This is a genomic window from Paraburkholderia sp. GW821-FHT02A12, from assembly GCF_059422005.1.
Genome location: NZ_JBWKWA010000002.1, coordinates 604014 through 618800 on the forward strand (window position 1 = coordinate 604014; position 14787 = coordinate 618800).

Here is a 14787-nt window from a genome sequence, read left to right on the forward strand (position 1 = left end):
GTTTTATGCAAGAGAATCAGCGAAACTCGGCTTAATTTACCTCGCTCGTCAGATTAGCATGCACTTTCCAATCGACATTCGGGAGAAGCTTTAATGGCATTCAGCAAAACTCTGCTCATCACCGGCGTCAGCAGCGGCTTTGGCCGCGCACTCGCACAGGAAGCGCTGGCGGTGGGTCACAAGGTCGTCGGTACGGTGAGAAGTGCCCAGGCAAAGCGTGAATTCGAGTCCGTATCCGCGAATGCCGCTTGGGGACGTGTGCTCGACGTGACCGACTTCGACGCGATCGACGGCGTCGTGGCGGAAATCGAGGTTGGCGTCGGACCAATCGATGTGCTTGTCAACAATGCCGGCTACGGCCACGAGGGCATCATGGAGGAATCGCCGCTCTCGGAAATGCGCCGACAGTTCGACGTGAATGTATTTGGTGCGGTCGCCATGATGAAGGCCGTTCTGCCATTCATGCGTGAGCGCCGCCGCGGCCACATTCTGAATATCACATCGATGGGCGGCTACATCACGATGCCGGGAATCGCTTATTACTGCGGGAGCAAGTTTGCGCTGGAGGGCATCTCAGAGGCGGTTGGCAAAGAGGTCAAGCCCTTCGGTATTGCCGTGACGGCCGTGGCGCCGGGCTCATTTCGCACTGACTGGGCAGGTCGCTCGATGACGCGGACGCCCCGCTCGATTGCGGATTACGACGATATCTTCAACCCCATCCGCAAAGCCCGCGAGGAAAAAAGCGGCAAGCAATTGGGAGATCCCAGGAAAGCGGCGCGCGCAATGCTGGCCGCCATTGCTGTGGATCGCCCGCCCGCGCATCTTTTGCTCGGTAGCGACGCACTCGGGCTCGTGCGAGACAAGTTGTCGGCATTGAACGTTGAAATCGGTGCGTGGGAGGCTACCACCGTTTCGACGGACGGCTAATGACCGCCGAGGCGGAGAATCTGTCGAGAACCGTATCCCGCGGCGTCGGGTGCGAACGATGCGATGCTTGCCCGATGTGAAAGTCCGTTGGCAATGTGAAGCAGCCCTTTGTTCGTGACACACCGAACGACGGCTCAGGGTCGACTACGGCCCGTCGTGACGGACAACTGCCGGCCCAAAACCGGTCCGAACTCGATGGACACCGAGGCTTAGGCGCGTTGCGCACCCAGCGTCGCAATACCGTGATATGGCGACGCGTCAGCCCTTCGTTAGAGATCAGCCGCCGAGCTGAATCGTTCACTGAACAGCAGCGAGCGACTTTGCAAGCGTGCGTGCCTGATTCACAAACCGTTCGGCGACCGGACTCAGCGTGCAATTCTTCAACGTGATGATCATGGTAGGCACCTTCCATGTCGGCAGGTCTATCGGCAACACCTTGATCCACGCCTTGTCCGGGCCGAAACGCAGCAGTGAGTGCGGCATCACGGTCACGAATCGTCCGGTTTGTAGCAGGCTGCGCCGCAGATTGAGGGATCCGGTCAGAACGCGCGCGACCGGCAGTTCCGCATCGATCGCGCGGAATGCCTCGACCACTGGCGAATGCTGTCCGATCTCGTTGGGCGACAGGATCCATGGAGCGTCGACTAGCTCCGCGAGCACGGGCCGGCGCCGCGTCGCCCACTCGCTACGGTCCGACACCACGACCCTGAGCCGCTCATGAAACAGCGGCTCGCCATCCATGTCCGGGCCGGGAGCCGCCGTGAACGGTCTCGCGATAGCCAGTTCGCAGATACGTTCGCGCAGGAAATGCGCTTCCAAAACGGGCGCGTCGCCCGATGCAACCGAGAAGATGAGACGCGGATGCTGACGCGACATTCTCTCAACGATCGCGGCGGCAAACCCTGCAGTAATCGTCTCGACGCATCCGACGTGCAGCTCGCCTGCGTCAGGGTCAGCGAGGAACTCCATCTCGCTGATGCCGTGACGCAATTCGTCGAAAATCGCAGCGCCACGTTTGAGCAGTGCGCGTCCGAACACCGTCGGCTCCACACCATGCCGACTGCGATCGACGAGCCGCACACCGAGAACGGCTTCCAGGTCCGCGATAGCCTTCGAGACGGCCGGCTGGGACATGTGAAGCTGCTCGGCAGCCTTTCGCATCCCACCTGCATTGACCACCGTCATCAACGTGTCCAGATCGCGTAGTTTCAGTCGCCGCTGAGTCGATCATTTTCCATTTCAACCCCTTCTATTCGATTTCCTGATCACGCGATCATAATTTGAAATCATCTGCTTATCACCGGACAGACTATGATTCCATCAGAAACGGTATTGCGAAGTCACTACGTTGTTGTCGGCGAAGGGATCAAACAAGGAGACTGCCATGGGAGTCCGTGTGCTGGCGAGCGTCTGCCTCGTCGCCCTGCTTGCCTTTACCCACACACCGACGGTAGGGGCCGATGGGCTCAAGGTACTCAGTACGCCCACATTGAAGTCGACCCTGGAAGAACTGGGGCCCGCATTTGAACAGCAAACCGGCCACAGGCTTGTCACCAGGTTTGACAACGCGGCAACGCTGAAACGGCAGATAGAAGCAGGCGAGGCGTTTGACGTAGCCATCCTGTTACCCGCGCAAGTCGACGATCTGATCGGGCAAGGCAGGATTGCTGCAGGGACACGCACCGACATCGCGAAAGCGATGGTCGGCATGGCGATGCGTGCCGGCGTGCCGCCCCTTGATATCAGCACGGTAGACGCGTTCCGGCAGGCGCTGCTCGGTGCCCGCTCGCTCTCGTGGTCGCCCGAGAGCGCCAGTGGAGCGTATCTCCTCAGTCTCCTTGACCGGCTGGGGATCGCGGAGAAGGTAAAGACCCGTCTCGTGGCAGTGCCGGGGGGTGACGTGGTCGAAGCCGTAGCAAAAGGCGCGGCCGATGCCACGGTTATAACCGTGCCAAACATCGTCGGTGTCCGCGGTGTCAGGCTGGTGGGTCTTCTCCCTCGGGAATTGCAGCACGACACGGTGTATTCGGCAGGCGTCAGCGCACACACAGGCGATGCCAAAGCCTCAGAGGCACTAATCCGGCTTCTCATGGAACCCAAAGCGACCTCTGTGCTTGAGGCTAATGGCCTGGAGCGCGCAAGCCCGTGATCAAGTCGGATCAACGCGGCGCTCCAAACTGATTTCACGAATGTCCGCTCCACGCCTGCGAACTGACGGCTGCGAGTCAGGAGGGCGTATGTCTCCTCAGGGCCGACCGTCGCCGATTGCGCTGAACATGAGCCTGTCCACCCTGTCAGGGGCAACACCGCGGTGTGACCCTGACGATTAGTCAACCCGGCACCAACGACCAGAGTCTGGGCAAACAATGGCCTGTTCGCCGTTCAGCCTGACTTGCTCTTCATTCAGTTGTAACGAGGTCGAAGGGGCGATGTCGAAGGCAACCTTAAGTGCGTGCCCGACATGGGCATCTTCGATGGGAAGCTCCCAGGTCAGGAATATCTGGATGTAATCCTGGTCCGGCGCGAAGTCGGCCACATTAAAACCGCTGCTGCTGCGCCGAATTACGCCATGAGGCTGGCCCGTATCGAAGATCACAGCCGTTCCCCGGGTCAGAGGAATGCGATGGCCCAACGAGGGGAAATGCAAGTCCAGACCCCTGTCCTCGCTCAGGAAGAGATTGCAGAAGGCCGCACCGCCATATTGCGCGCCGTCATGGTGGTACTTGGCGCCGCGGCAGGCCATGAGAGCGACGTCACTGGAGGCAAGCACCGCGTGCAGTCCAAGCCCGCAGGTCCAATCGGACATTGCCTGCACGCAGCGCGTGTAGTCCGGCCAGCGCGCCCGTGCTCGCGCCAAAGGCATTACCTCGACGTCCCCGGGCTCCAGGACCAGGCGCGATGATGTCTCCCGTTCCCAATCTGCAAGCAGACGTGCAGGGGGCACAGGCACGTCGACCATGCCTGATAGCACGATGTCGCTCACGCGTCGATTGCGGAGGGCGTCGCCACTCCAGAAATAGGAGGTCAGCATGTCTCGCACTCGATGCAGTTGAGGGGGGTGATTCATCTGGACCATTGTAACGATTCCAGGGGATCACTTCGGCGCAAATCGGCCACGAACGGGCATTCGACATCGCTAACCAGGTCGTCAACAATTGTGAGGCGCAAAGACGCGGGCACAGATTGCCCTATGCAAAGTAAATGGATTTCGCATTATCGATTGTCACTGTTGAGTTGAACGACTCCAGTTTCTATTAGATTCAGATGTTGCTTCGCGAATTTACTCAAGACGCGTGAATTCATTGATTCAGAATTCGCTCCTCGCCGTGCATAATGTCGGCCCGCGCAACCATATCGAGGAAAATAGTGAAGCTGCGATCAGGACGCATCCGGGCTTTCAGTGTTGTGGTGGGCTTGCTGGGTACGCTGACCATCGCGTGCGGGGTCGCGCTGGTCGTCTCACTGCCGGCCGCTGCGGCGGCCATGTGTCCCTCCTGTTATGGCTTTGAACACGCAGTTGATGACACCTTCGTCGAAAAAGGAATTAGCGCGGAGCAACGTGCAGCGCTTGTTGTAGCCGTCGCTACAGGACGGCAGCGAGTCCAGCGCTTTTGGGGCAAGCTTGAGTCGGATCCGAAGGTACTCGTTTGCAGCAGCGATGCGTGTTTTCAACGTGTTCGCGGCGGTCACCGGCGTGGCATGTCCATCTTCGATTTCGTGGCCGTATTGTCGCCGCGGGGCGGAGATCCTGTTATAGCCGCGCATGAACTGTCCATGAATGAATTAAACCATCGTGTCGGCCCACTTGGCTTCATGCGGCAAGCAGTTCCCGTCTGGTTCAATGAAGGTATTGCGATGTATGCGTCCGATGATCTTCGCTATTTGGCACCGACGGGTACGGGCGATCGCTGCCTCGTTCAGCCAGACCGACCGCTGCCAGGTGGAATGTTCGAATGGAACAGACTCGCGCTTACCGACAAGAAACTGTACGCGACGGCCGCGTGCGTCACCAGTCAGTGGATTGCACTGCACGGTGGTCCTTCCGCTGCGGTTGCCGTGGTGTCAATGGTTGCTAGCGGCGTCGATTTTCGTATTGCTTCGCGCTAGAGCGATAAGGGGAGCCAAGATGTCTTTCAAGCGAAGACTTGTTTGGGTGTTGGTCGCGGCGCTGACGTGGATCATCGCAGACCAACTGACCAAGGCAGTGTTTAAGAGCATCCTGAAGCCAGGTGATCTGTTCTCGCTGCTGGCTGGAAGTATTTTGATCCTTCCGTCTTACAACCACGGCGCTTTCCTTAGCCTCGGGGCGGCGCTCTCGGAGAAGACCCGTGACCTTGCCTTTATTTACGGAAATCTGGTGATTCTTGCGGGGCTGTTCGTTTGGGGTATTCGCTCGGGCAGGCTTCGGCGAATTGAACTCGTGGCCATTGCGAGCATTGTGGGCGGAGGTCTCAGCAATTTGCTGGACCGGGTCTTTTGCAGCGGTCAGGTGTTCGACTTTATAAACATGGGCATCGGCAATCTGCGCACCGGCATATTCAACGTCGCCGATATCGGAATTACACTCGGTGTGGTTTTACTATTCCTTGGAAACATCCGGCGCAATGCTGCCACATCCGTCTCTGTACATACATGAATCAAGCGGAGTATGGCGGTGAAGATCACTCTCTCGTGGGGCTGAAAAGGCGCGGGCCAGTTCGAACTAAAAATGCTGCTACTCTACAAACTTGTTCTCGGCCCCGTTCTCTTGATACAGGCGCGCAGGTTAAGGCGAACCGCGCTGCGCCTGCCGGAAGCGGCAGGCCCCCGTTTCGGCATTGAGGGCGTGCGAGACGCCCAGCAACCAGCCTTGCGAATTCTGGTCGTCGGCGACTCCTCGACGGCAGGAGTGGGCGTAGACGATCAGGCGCAGGCATTAGCACAACCCGTTGCCAAACTGCTGGCCATCAAACTGGGCAGACCGGTTACATGGCAACTGGTCGCAAAATCCGGCGTCAATACCGAAGAATCGCTAGCGTTGCTATCGCAGAGCGAACTGGGGCCGGCGGACGTTCTCGTGACCGCATTGGGCACTAACGATGTAACGTCGCAACGGGCACCAAGTCAATTCCTGCAAGACTATCGGCGACTGGTCGAAGAAGTCCGCCGTCGCACCGGTGCAGTCGGTCTGGTGGCAACAGGGTTGCCGCCATTGCGGATTCTGCCTGCTGCCCAACACCCTTTACGCTGGTATCTGGGCCGATATGCGGCACGCTTGGACTGCATGCTGAAGCGCTGGATTAGCCAGGATGCCGCCGCGCGCTATATATCGCTCAATTGGGTGGCAAAGCCGCTCGAAATGGCCCGTGATCGTTTTCACCCCGGGGCTCAGCAATATCGTCGTTGGGCTGAACTCGTCAGCGAGCAGATCGTGGATTTGCTGGCTAGGGGGCCTTCTTTCAAATAGACCGCCAACCACAGCGATTGTTGAGGCTAGTCTACCGGATGAGTGGTCGATGATGGCCGGTCGTGACAGGCAGCGATCGGCCACTTTCGGCCATTCGACATCGGTGTGGAGATAGTCGACAATCTGTGAGTCCAAGGCGGCAGCAAAAGAATTGCAACGGATTACGGGGCGAATATGGGTTTACGGAGGTGGTTGCTGAAAGGCATCCTCGCCGGTGTTGTCGGCGTAATTGGAGTCCTTTTCGTCCTGCACGAAGATAGTAGCGTGCATGCTGACGTTCTTATCAATCGGCCGCCTTCCGATGTCTGGAAAGTTGTATCGGATAGCGCCGCATATCCGGATTGGAATCCCTTCATTACTCGGGTTGACGGTGACTTCAGAGAAGGCGCGACAATCCGCATTGTGCTAGGCACCGGATCGGATTCGATGGTGTTCAGGCCGACTGTCTTGCTCGTTCGCCCAGACCAAGATCTTTGCTGGCGTGGCAGTGTATGGATTCCCGGTGTCTTCGACGGTAAACATTGCATCCATCTGACGGCCGTAACTGGCGGCACCCATCTTGAGCAAACGGAGCGTTTCTCTGGATTGCTTGTCGGGCGGTTGACGAACGACGTAATCGAGGACACTCGGCGAAACTTCCAGGCGATGAATGCCGCGGTCAAGCAGCGCGCTGAATCAAAAGCACGCTGAGCGCACACGCCCGCTTCTTGTGCGATCCAAACGGAATCGGCATGGCGGCAGTCGCTGATCGGCCAGTTTGAGACATTCGACACATTGAGCAAGATCGTTGAAAATTGGCGACACCGTTGCCGTATAGTGCCGGTTACTGCGCGCTTATGGCTGAGCCGGGATGCAGTGCTCTGCGCTACGTTGAGCACTGCCTTCGGCCAAAAAGTGTCTGAAGCCGAATTGAAAATCATCCATCATCTATCACATGCGCGTAAGGGTTGATAATTGGGAAATCTACTTTTTTTACTAATATTACCTACGCTGCTCGTTATTGTGCCATATGCCATGACGAAAATAGGTAAGAGCGCCGAGCAGTGGCAGTCCGAGATAAAGAAAATATCGGAATCAAGAGACATCCCTCAATCCATGAATTTTTTCTATTCAAAGGGAGCTGTTATATTTGAAGCGGTGGCTTTGCTAGTCCTCACTGGAATGTTTCTGCTCATAAACACCGCATTCTTTTGGACTCCCACGAAACATCCTGATGATCACCCGACAGCAATCGTCATCAGTATCATTTTTTTGCCCGGAACCATTTTCTTTGGGATTAAGGCTTGCAATGCCGTTTTGGTTTGTAGCCGTATCGACGAGCCCGCAGTAACGCTTTCAAAAGCCGGCTATCAGCATGGCAATTTGAGATTTCCATGGAATTCTATTGAAAATATAACTTCAGTTTCTGGATATAGGCGACCGCCATTGATCGTGGTGAAATTTAAAAATACTGACGGGAAGATAGATAAGGATGTAATTGACTTGTCCAAATTGAGGGAGCGGCATTTGGAGGAATACATGAATGTTTACATGTCATTCTCTCGGGAGCATTAATCGGACGACACTTTAAGCGACGGTGGCAGGCTGTAATAGGTGACTCCCCCTGCTTTGAGTGTCTGCATCGGAGCGCCTTCTCCGTCCGCTCCGGGTCGATTGCCGCCCCATTGCTTGTAGCTACGTGGAGAATTCACCGTGCGCATGTACCTTTCGTCATTCGATGTTGGTGCCAGGCCCGACCATCTTGTACGGTTGGTCGGCGGGGAAATGCGAGCCGCTATCATCGTCAACGCGCTTGACCATCGTGAAGAAGCGCGAACGAAGTGGTTGCAGAGTCAGGAAACAAAACTTCGGGCGTTGGGGTTCGCCGTGCAAGAACTCAATCTCCGGCAGTTCTTCGGAGCCCGAGATCGACTGAGCGAGGCACTACGGCAGTTCGACGCGGTATGGGTCAATGGCGGCAACGCATTCATACTTCGTAGAGCAATGAGGCAAAGCGGATTCGATGTCGTGATCGCCGATTTGTTGGAACGTGACAGAATTGTCTATTCGGGATTTAGCGCGGCGGCGGTCATTGCTTCAAGCACGCTCCGCGCGCTTGATCGCGTTAGCGATCCTGCTGAAATTCCACCGGGATACGATTCAGCGGTGGTATGGGACGGGCTTCGGCTCTTGCCATTTTCCCTCGTCGTTCACTTCGAATCAGATCATCCCGAATCGGCTGTAGTGGGCGAGGAAGTCGAATTCTACGAACGCAACCAGATGCCATATCGAACGTTGAGAGACGGCGAGGCTCTTGTGATAGATGGTATGCGGAACGAGGTTGTTAGCTAGAAGCGTCTGAGCCATCGCCAATGGCCGTTATCGGAGTCGCCGAGCGTTGCTTTTGGGTCGGCTACGGTCCTCTGCGCGATGCGCGGTTTGAGACTTCTGGCGCACGTCGGCATCGGGCAGCAATCGGCCAGTTCCAGCCACTCACGTACGGATTGTGGCCGTCCGCTTCCTGACCGACATGAGACGACGGCCGACGAGGCTGTGACATTATCCCTACCCCTTGGTAGCTGCTTACACGGCAAGCGCTGGAGGCGGATTTACCTCTGGCTGCCCCGATAGACTACGATTAACCATAGTAAGCGGGGCTACTAGCGCGGCGGACGAAAAGCAAAAACAGATATCCCATCGAGCCTACGGTCGGGGTTCCGCCGGGTAGCGACGCAGAGCAGGAGCATTTTTCATTTGACTAGTTCGGCTCTGGCCTCTTTGCCCGCATGAGCCGGGATCGTGCGGGCAAGCAGAGCTTAGATGGGCGCCGCCGGCTGCGCATCCGGCCGACGTGCGCGTGATTTTTGCTCGCTGGCGAGCCATGCTCGCCAGCCGCCAAACTCCGTGATGTCGGCCCCGGACTCCAGCCCATACGATTCGCACACGAACCCTGTCACCCACTCGCCATTTGACAGTTCAATCTTCCCTAGCGCAAGCGGAGAAGGAATGGTCGTGATGAACGAACCCAATTCCAGGCTGGGCATCTCCCAGACCTCAATCGCGATCGCCGTGCCGCCGTCCGACACTCGCCACATTCCGGGCCGCCTTGTGCTATCCGGCGCGGCTGCCAGCGCAGACAACCGATAATGCGGCGCAGTTTGCGTAGCTTCTACCAGGCGTGCGCCACGGCAAACCAGGTCACGATTGAGCGGCAAACCCTGCATATGGGCGCCGCACACCGCGACCTTTACGCGATCATTGTTCGCCTTGGGCCCGTCGTTCGCATCGGGTTTGCCGCCGCCGACGCATTCGATTCCGCTCATCCGTTGCAACGTGTCCGCCACGCTCAGCAGATACTGATCCGTGAACGCGCGGCCGAACACGGTGACGCCCCACGGCAGACCATTCGCCATGAACGCGGTCGGCGTCGCGACGGCGGCATAGTCGAGCAGATTCATGAAGTTCGTGTAGTAGCCGAGCAACGAGTTTGGCCGGATGGGATCGCGTTCCAGCTCCGCCAGCGTAACGGGACGCGGATACGTCGGCGTAAGAACGAAGTCGAGTGGTTCAAGCGCCGCGTCGCAGATCGCCTTCAATGCTTGCAGGCGATATTGCGCACGAAAGAGTTCGATTGCGCTCGCCCCTGGCGCCTTCGCCAACACATCGCGAATGACCGGCAACACGGCCTCCGGGTTCGCTTCCATCAACTCGCCTGCGACGCTGTAGCGCTCCGCGACCCACGGGCCTTCGTAGAGCAGGTTCGCCGCTTCGACGAACGGCGCGAAGTCGATTTCGACGGCCTCGCCGCCCGCCGCTTCGAGCATCGCGCGAGCCTTCGCAAACAACGCGGGACTTTCAGTACAGCCCGCGAATTCGAGTTGCGACGGCACGCCGAACCGGAATGTGTCGAGCTTGCCGAACGCGCGTGCGTCGTTCCATTGCGGGTTCTTGCGGCTGTATGCATCGCGAGGATCGGCTTGGGCGGTGAGTGCGAGCAGTTCGCTGGCTTCGCGCGCGGTTGCCGTGAAGTACGTCACGCAATCGAGCGTGCGGCAGGCCGGCACGACGCCGGCGGTCGACAGCAGACCTTTGCTCGCCTTGAGTCCAACGAGGTTGTTCAATCCTGCCGGCACGCGGCCCGAGCCTGCGGTGTCAGTGCCGAGCGCGAAGCTCGCGACGCCCAGCGCGACGGCTAGCGACGAGCCCGCACTCGATCCGCCCGATGGATAGTCAGGATGCACGCTGTTACGGCACTTGCCGTACGGTGAACGCGTGCCGTTCAGGCCAGTGGCGAACTGATCGAGATTGGTCTTGCCGAGCGGCACGGCGCCTAGCGCGATCAACTGCGCGACGAGCGTCGCCGACTCGGCCGGCGTATAGGCGAACGCGGGACAGGCGGCCGTTGTCGGAATACCGGCCAGATCGATGTTGTCCTTGATCGCGAACGGAATGCCATACAGCGGCAATGCTTCGATATCCTGTGTTTCCAGCCAGTCCAGATACGGCGCGACTTTCGCCTCGCTCAGAAGGTGGATGAACAGATGAAACTCGAGATCCAGTGCAGCGGCTTTCACCAGCAACTCGCCGATCAGCTTGCGCGGCGTAAGCGTCCCGGCACGGTAAGCGGCGCGCAGCGTGGACAGGCGCAGATCGAATGAAGACATAAGTGTTTTCCCAGGATAGTCAAAGACGTTCGATGACGGCAACCCGCTGCCCCGCTCGCACCGGCGAACCGGGCGCCACGTGAATTTCGCCGACCGTTCCCGCACACGGCGCGCACACGGAGATTTCCATTTTCATCGACTCGATGATGAGCAGCACGTCGCCTGCCTTGACCCTATCGCCGGGCGCCACCCGCACTTGCCAGAGGCTGCCGGCAATCTCGCTGTCCACCGCAATTTCACCCTCTTGCAGCGGCGCCAGTTCCGCGCTCTCGGCGACCGGCGCGTCGAAACTCTCCTCCGCTGTTCCCGCTTCGCGCCAGCGCTCGCGTTCGGCCTGAAACGCGGCTTGCTGGCGCGCGCGGAATTGCTTGATGCCAGCGGATTCGTGCGTGAGAAACGTTTGATAGTCGGCCAGCGACAACTCGGTCTCTTCGATCTTCAACGGATAGCGGCCGAGCGGAAAATCCGCGCGGATACGCAGCAACTCATCGGCAGGGACTTCGTAGAAGCGGATCTGATCGAAGAAGCGCAACAGGTACGGCCGCCCCGCGAAATCCGCGACTTCGCGATAGCGGTTCCACATCTGCAACGTGCGGCCAACGAACTGATAACCGCCTGGCCCTTCCATCCCATACACGCACAGATACGCGCCGCCGATGCCGACCGAGTTCTCCGCCGTCCACGTGCGCGCCGGGTTGTATTTGGTCGTCACCAGCCGGTGGCGCGGATCAAGCGGCGTCGCGACCGGCGCGCCGAGATACACGTCGCCGAGCCCCATCACGAGATAGCTGGCATCGAAGACGATCTGCTTGACGGCGTCGATCGAATCGAGGTCGTTGATGCGGCGGATAAACTCGAGATTGCTCGGGCACCAGGGCGCGTCCTTGCGCACCGTGGTCATGTATTTGTCGATCGCGAGCCGGCACGCGGGATCGTCCCACGACAGCGGCAAATGCACGATCCGCGACGGTGCGCGCAAATCCTTCTGCAACAGAACGTCCTGCCATGCGCGCTCGACGATCGCGAGCAACTGCGAGAGCGGCAGGCTTTCAGGCTGATAGTGAATCTGCAGTGAGCGGATGCCGGGTGTCAGATCGATCACACCAGCGAGCGCCATCGCTTCGAGCGACTGCATCAGCGCATGGCCCCGGAAACGCAATACGAGGTCAAGCTCCGTCGGGCCGATTTCGAGTAGCAGATGCGTGTCGCCGGAAACACGCGCGACCAGCCGCTCACGATCCGTACCGGTATCGAGGACGATAGGCGATTTGAGCATCGCGGCCTTCGTGAATGCCGGTTTCCCCTCGAATTCGAGCGTCTGCAATTCACGCAGACGTTGGCGTGCAGCCTCACGCGCTGCATCGATCTGCACCGGCACGAAGCGCACCTTGTCACCGGCCTTCAACTGGCCGATTTGCCAAAGATCCGCCTCGATGATCGTTACCGGACAGACGAAGCCGCCAAGACTCGGACCATCGGGTCCGAGAATCACGGGCATGTCGCCGGTGAAATCGACGGCGCCGACCGCGTATGGGTTGTCGTGAATGTTCGACGGATGCAGCCCCGCCTCGCCGCCGTCCTCGCGCGACCATTCGGGCTTCGGCCCAATCAGACGCACACCGGTGCGGCTGGAGTTGAAATGGATCTCCCATTCGGTGTCGAAAAACTGCTCGACATAACGCGGGCTGAAGTACTCCGGCGCGCCGTGCGGACCGTAGATGACGCGCAGCGTGCGCACGGTTTCGAGCGCGGGAACGTTAGCGAGTACCGCGCCCGCACGCTCATCCTGCAACGGATGAAGATGCAGCACATCGCCCGCACGCAGCGCTCGCCCGCCATGTCCGCCGAACTGGCCGAGCGTGAAGGTGCTGCGGCTGCCGAGATACACCGCGACGTCGAAGCCGCCGCGCACGCACAGGTAGGCACGCGCGCCCGCGCCGCGAATCGTGCCGAGCGCGAGCGTCGAACCGGCGGCGACAAACAGGGTCGTGTTCAACGGCTGTTCGATATCGTCGAGCAGCACGGGCAGATTCGCGCCCGTCACGGCGACGACGGCGTCCGTGTTGAAGCGCAAGGTCGGCCCACTCATCGTAATTTCGAGCGCGGCAGCGTCTGCGCCGTTGCCGAGAAGCCGGTTGCCGAACCGCAGCGCACGGTCGTCCATCGGACCGGACGGCGGAATGCCGACCGCCCAATAGCCGAGGCGGCCCGGATGATCCTGCACGGTCGTCTGCGTGCCGCCGCTGGCGACTTCGATCGTGCTCGCTCGATACTTGAGCCCTTCGAGGCAGCGCGTCCACGGCTCGCCCGACGCAAACGGGTGATCGTCGAGGATCTGCCGAAGATAGTCGCGGTTCGTCTCCACGCCATAGATGCGCGTGTTCTGCAACGCGTCAGTGAGCGCGTGGCGCGCCGCGTCGCGCGTTGGCGACCACGCAATCACCTTTGCAAGCATCGGATCGAAATAGGGCGGCACTTCGCAGCCCGCCTCGATCCACGTATCGATGCGCAGCGCGCGGCCGTCGGCGCGCGGAAACCCGACATCGGTCAGCAAGCCCGGGCTCGGCTTGAAATCGCGGCCCGGGTCTTCGGCGTAGAGCCGTGCCTGAATCGCGTGCCCCTGCGGCTTCAACCCCGCCGCGAGTTCCTGCAACGGCGCGAGCGTGCCCGCCGCCAGTTCGATCATCCAGCGCACCAGATCGACACCCCAGACCTGCTCGGTCACGCCATGCTCGACCTGCAGGCGTGTATTCACCTCAAGGAAATAGAACTGCTGCGCGGCGCTGTCGTAGACGAATTCGACCGTGCCGGCGGAGCGGTAATTGACCGCTTTCGCGAGCTTCACCGCGGCGTCGCACAAGGCGGCCGACATGCCGTCCGGCAGATTAGGCGCGGGCGTCTCTTCGAGCACCTTCTGGTTGCGCCGCTGCACCGAACAGTCGCGCACGCCGAGGGCGATCGCGTCGCCGCGGCCGTCGCCGAACACCTGCACTTCCAGATGCCGCGCTCGCTCGATGTATTTTTCGAGGAACACGCCTGCATCGCTGAAGTTGTTCTGGCCGAGGCGCTTCACCACCTCGAAATGCGCACTCAATTCCTCGACGTTCCAGCACACCCGCATGCCGATACCACCGCCGCCCGCCGTGCTTTTCAGCATCACGGGATAGCCGATCGCCGCGGCCGCTGCCAGTGCGGCGGGGAGGTCGTCCAGCAAGCCCGTGCCATTGAGCATCGGCACACCCTCGTCCGCGGCAATCCCACGGGCCGTGTGCTTCAGGCCAAACGCCCGCAACTGGCCTGGCGTCGGTCCGATGAACGCGATGCCCGCCGCTTCGCACGCTTCGCCGAAGGCCGCATTCTCGGACAGGAATCCGTAGCCCGGATGGATCGCCTGCACGTTTTCGCGGCGAGCGATCTCGAGGATTTTTTCCGTGTCGAGATAGGTGGTAGAGGCCGGACCGTCGCCGAGACCGTGCGCGATAGGCGCCTCGCTCACGTGAAGGCTCGCGCGATCCGCTTCCGCATAGACGGCGACACCTGTTACATCGAGTTCACGCAGCGTTCTGAGGATGCGGCACGCAATGGCGCCGCGATTGGCGATCAGGATTTTCTCGAACATGAGAGGGGACTAAATTCATGGGCGGGCCGTCCCGCCACGTGGGAATTGCATGCCGCGGTCGTCCGCGGCAGAGGTCCGTGTCAGCGATTTGCGTGGGTCAGTTGTTCGCGCGTGCGGGTGCAGCGTCGTCCGGAGCGAACCAGCATGACGAA

The 14787-nt window shown here is 59.7% G+C and carries 14 protein-coding genes; 8 read left to right on the forward strand and 6 right to left on the reverse strand.

All coding sequences use genetic code 11. The features are described from left to right. Positions 1–93 precede the first annotated feature (93 nt). Positions 94–927 (forward strand): oxidoreductase, encoded by an 834-nt coding sequence (locus tag AC07WT_RS23905; protein ID WP_494948846.1) that lies wholly within the window; start codon positions 94–96, stop codon positions 925–927. Between the two features lie 297 nt (positions 928–1224). On the opposite strand, the gene AC07WT_RS23910 is transcribed toward AC07WT_RS23905, so the two are convergent. Continuing rightward, positions 1225–2139 (reverse strand): LysR family transcriptional regulator, encoded by a 915-nt coding sequence (locus AC07WT_RS23910; protein ID WP_494951026.1) that lies wholly within the window; start codon positions 2137–2139, stop codon positions 1225–1227. A gap of 172 nt (positions 2140–2311) precedes the next feature. Here AC07WT_RS23910 and AC07WT_RS23915 point away from each other — a divergent pair, with 172 nt between their 5' ends. Further along, entirely contained in the window at positions 2312–3076 is a 765-nt protein-coding gene (locus AC07WT_RS23915; RefSeq protein WP_494948847.1) for a molybdate ABC transporter substrate-binding protein, read from the forward strand. Positions 3077–3253: 177 nt separating this feature from the next. Here the strand turns inward: AC07WT_RS23915 and AC07WT_RS23920 are convergent, their stop codons facing one another. From AC07WT_RS23920 to AC07WT_RS23930, 3 genes are all read right to left on the reverse strand, one after another. Then, positions 3254–3958, reverse strand: a complete 705-nt coding sequence (locus tag AC07WT_RS23920; protein ID WP_494948848.1) for a hypothetical protein — start codon at positions 3956–3958, stop codon at positions 3254–3256. Between the two features lie 268 nt (positions 3959–4226). Beyond that, positions 4227–4412, reverse strand: a complete 186-nt coding sequence (locus tag AC07WT_RS23925; RefSeq protein ID WP_494948849.1) for a hypothetical protein — start codon at positions 4410–4412, stop codon at positions 4227–4229. Beyond that, a complete protein-coding gene (locus AC07WT_RS23930; RefSeq protein WP_494948850.1) occupies positions 4387–4692 on the reverse strand; it encodes a hypothetical protein in 306 nt (101 codons plus the stop codon). Before AC07WT_RS23930 ends, AC07WT_RS23925 begins: the two co-directional genes overlap by 26 nt. 9 nt (positions 4693–4701) lie before the next feature. Here AC07WT_RS23930 and AC07WT_RS23935 point away from each other — a divergent pair, with 9 nt between their 5' ends. The 6 genes from AC07WT_RS23935 (at position 4702) to AC07WT_RS23960 (ending at position 8704) form a co-directional block, all read left to right on the forward strand. Beyond that, positions 4702–5034 (forward strand): hypothetical protein, encoded by a 333-nt coding sequence (locus tag AC07WT_RS23935; protein ID WP_494948851.1) that lies wholly within the window; start codon positions 4702–4704, stop codon positions 5032–5034. A 19-nt stretch (positions 5035–5053) separates the two neighbouring features. Then, complete coding sequence (lspA, locus tag AC07WT_RS23940; protein ID WP_494948852.1) at positions 5054–5563, forward strand: signal peptidase II; 510 nt, start codon at positions 5054–5056, stop codon at positions 5561–5563. A gap of 72 nt (positions 5564–5635) precedes the next feature. Next, complete coding sequence (locus AC07WT_RS23945; RefSeq protein WP_494948853.1) at positions 5636–6373, forward strand: SGNH/GDSL hydrolase family protein; 738 nt, start codon at positions 5636–5638, stop codon at positions 6371–6373. 192 nt (positions 6374–6565) lie between these two features. Then, the gene (locus tag AC07WT_RS23950; RefSeq protein WP_494948854.1) at positions 6566–7063 is read left to right on the forward strand and encodes an SRPBCC family protein; all 498 of its coding nucleotides are present in this window, start codon (positions 6566–6568) and stop codon (positions 7061–7063) included. Between the two features lie 264 nt (positions 7064–7327). Then, positions 7328–7927, forward strand: coding sequence for a hypothetical protein (locus AC07WT_RS23955; RefSeq protein ID WP_494948855.1), 600 nt, complete (start codon positions 7328–7330; stop codon positions 7925–7927). Positions 7928–8071: 144 nt separating this feature from the next. Beyond that, positions 8072–8704: a Type 1 glutamine amidotransferase-like domain-containing protein gene (locus AC07WT_RS23960; RefSeq protein WP_494951027.1), complete on the forward strand. Its 633-nt coding sequence runs from the start codon at positions 8072–8074 to the stop codon at positions 8702–8704. Between the two features lie 464 nt (positions 8705–9168). Here the strand turns inward: AC07WT_RS23960 and atzF are convergent, their stop codons facing one another. Together atzF and uca are read right to left on the reverse strand one after the other, a co-directional pair. Next, complete coding sequence (gene atzF, locus AC07WT_RS23965) at positions 9169–11016, reverse strand: allophanate hydrolase (protein ID WP_494948856.1); 1848 nt, start codon at positions 11014–11016, stop codon at positions 9169–9171. Positions 11017–11035: 19 nt separating this feature from the next. Further along, positions 11036–14635 carry an urea carboxylase gene (uca, locus tag AC07WT_RS23970; protein ID WP_494948857.1) on the reverse strand — a complete coding sequence of 1200 codons (3600 nt, stop codon included), beginning with the start codon at positions 14633–14635 and terminating at the stop codon, positions 11036–11038. Between the last annotated feature and the right edge of the window lie 152 nt (positions 14636–14787).

Excerpts from the sequence above, each read along its gene's own strand:
- AC07WT_RS23905 (WP_494948846.1), top strand. The coding sequence starts at position 94 with ATGGCATTCAGCAAAACTCTGCTCATCACCGGCGTCAGCAGCGGCTTT.
- AC07WT_RS23915 (WP_494948847.1), top strand. The coding sequence starts at position 2,312 with ATGGGAGTCCGTGTGCTGGCGAGCGTCTGCCTCGTCGCCCTGCTTGCC.
- AC07WT_RS23920 (WP_494948848.1), bottom strand. The coding sequence starts at position 3,958 with ATGCTGACCTCCTATTTCTGGAGTGGCGACGCCCTCCGCAATCGACGC.
- AC07WT_RS23925 (WP_494948849.1), bottom strand. The coding sequence starts at position 4,412 with ATGGCCGCCGCAGCGGCCGGCAGTGAGACGACCAGCGCGACCCCGCAC.
- AC07WT_RS23930 (WP_494948850.1), bottom strand. The coding sequence starts at position 4,692 with ATGCGCGGCTATAACAGGATCTCCGCCCCGCGGCGACAATACGGCCAC.
- AC07WT_RS23935 (WP_494948851.1), top strand. The coding sequence starts at position 4,702 with ATGAATGAATTAAACCATCGTGTCGGCCCACTTGGCTTCATGCGGCAA.
- lspA (WP_494948852.1), top strand. The coding sequence starts at position 5,054 with ATGTCTTTCAAGCGAAGACTTGTTTGGGTGTTGGTCGCGGCGCTGACG.
- AC07WT_RS23945 (WP_494948853.1), top strand. The coding sequence starts at position 5,636 with ATGCTGCTACTCTACAAACTTGTTCTCGGCCCCGTTCTCTTGATACAG.
- AC07WT_RS23960 (WP_494951027.1), top strand. The coding sequence starts at position 8,072 with ATGTACCTTTCGTCATTCGATGTTGGTGCCAGGCCCGACCATCTTGTA.
- atzF (WP_494948856.1), bottom strand. The coding sequence starts at position 11,016 with ATGTCTTCATTCGATCTGCGCCTGTCCACGCTGCGCGCCGCTTACCGT.
- uca (WP_494948857.1), bottom strand. The coding sequence starts at position 14,635 with ATGTTCGAGAAAATCCTGATCGCCAATCGCGGCGCCATTGCGTGCCGC.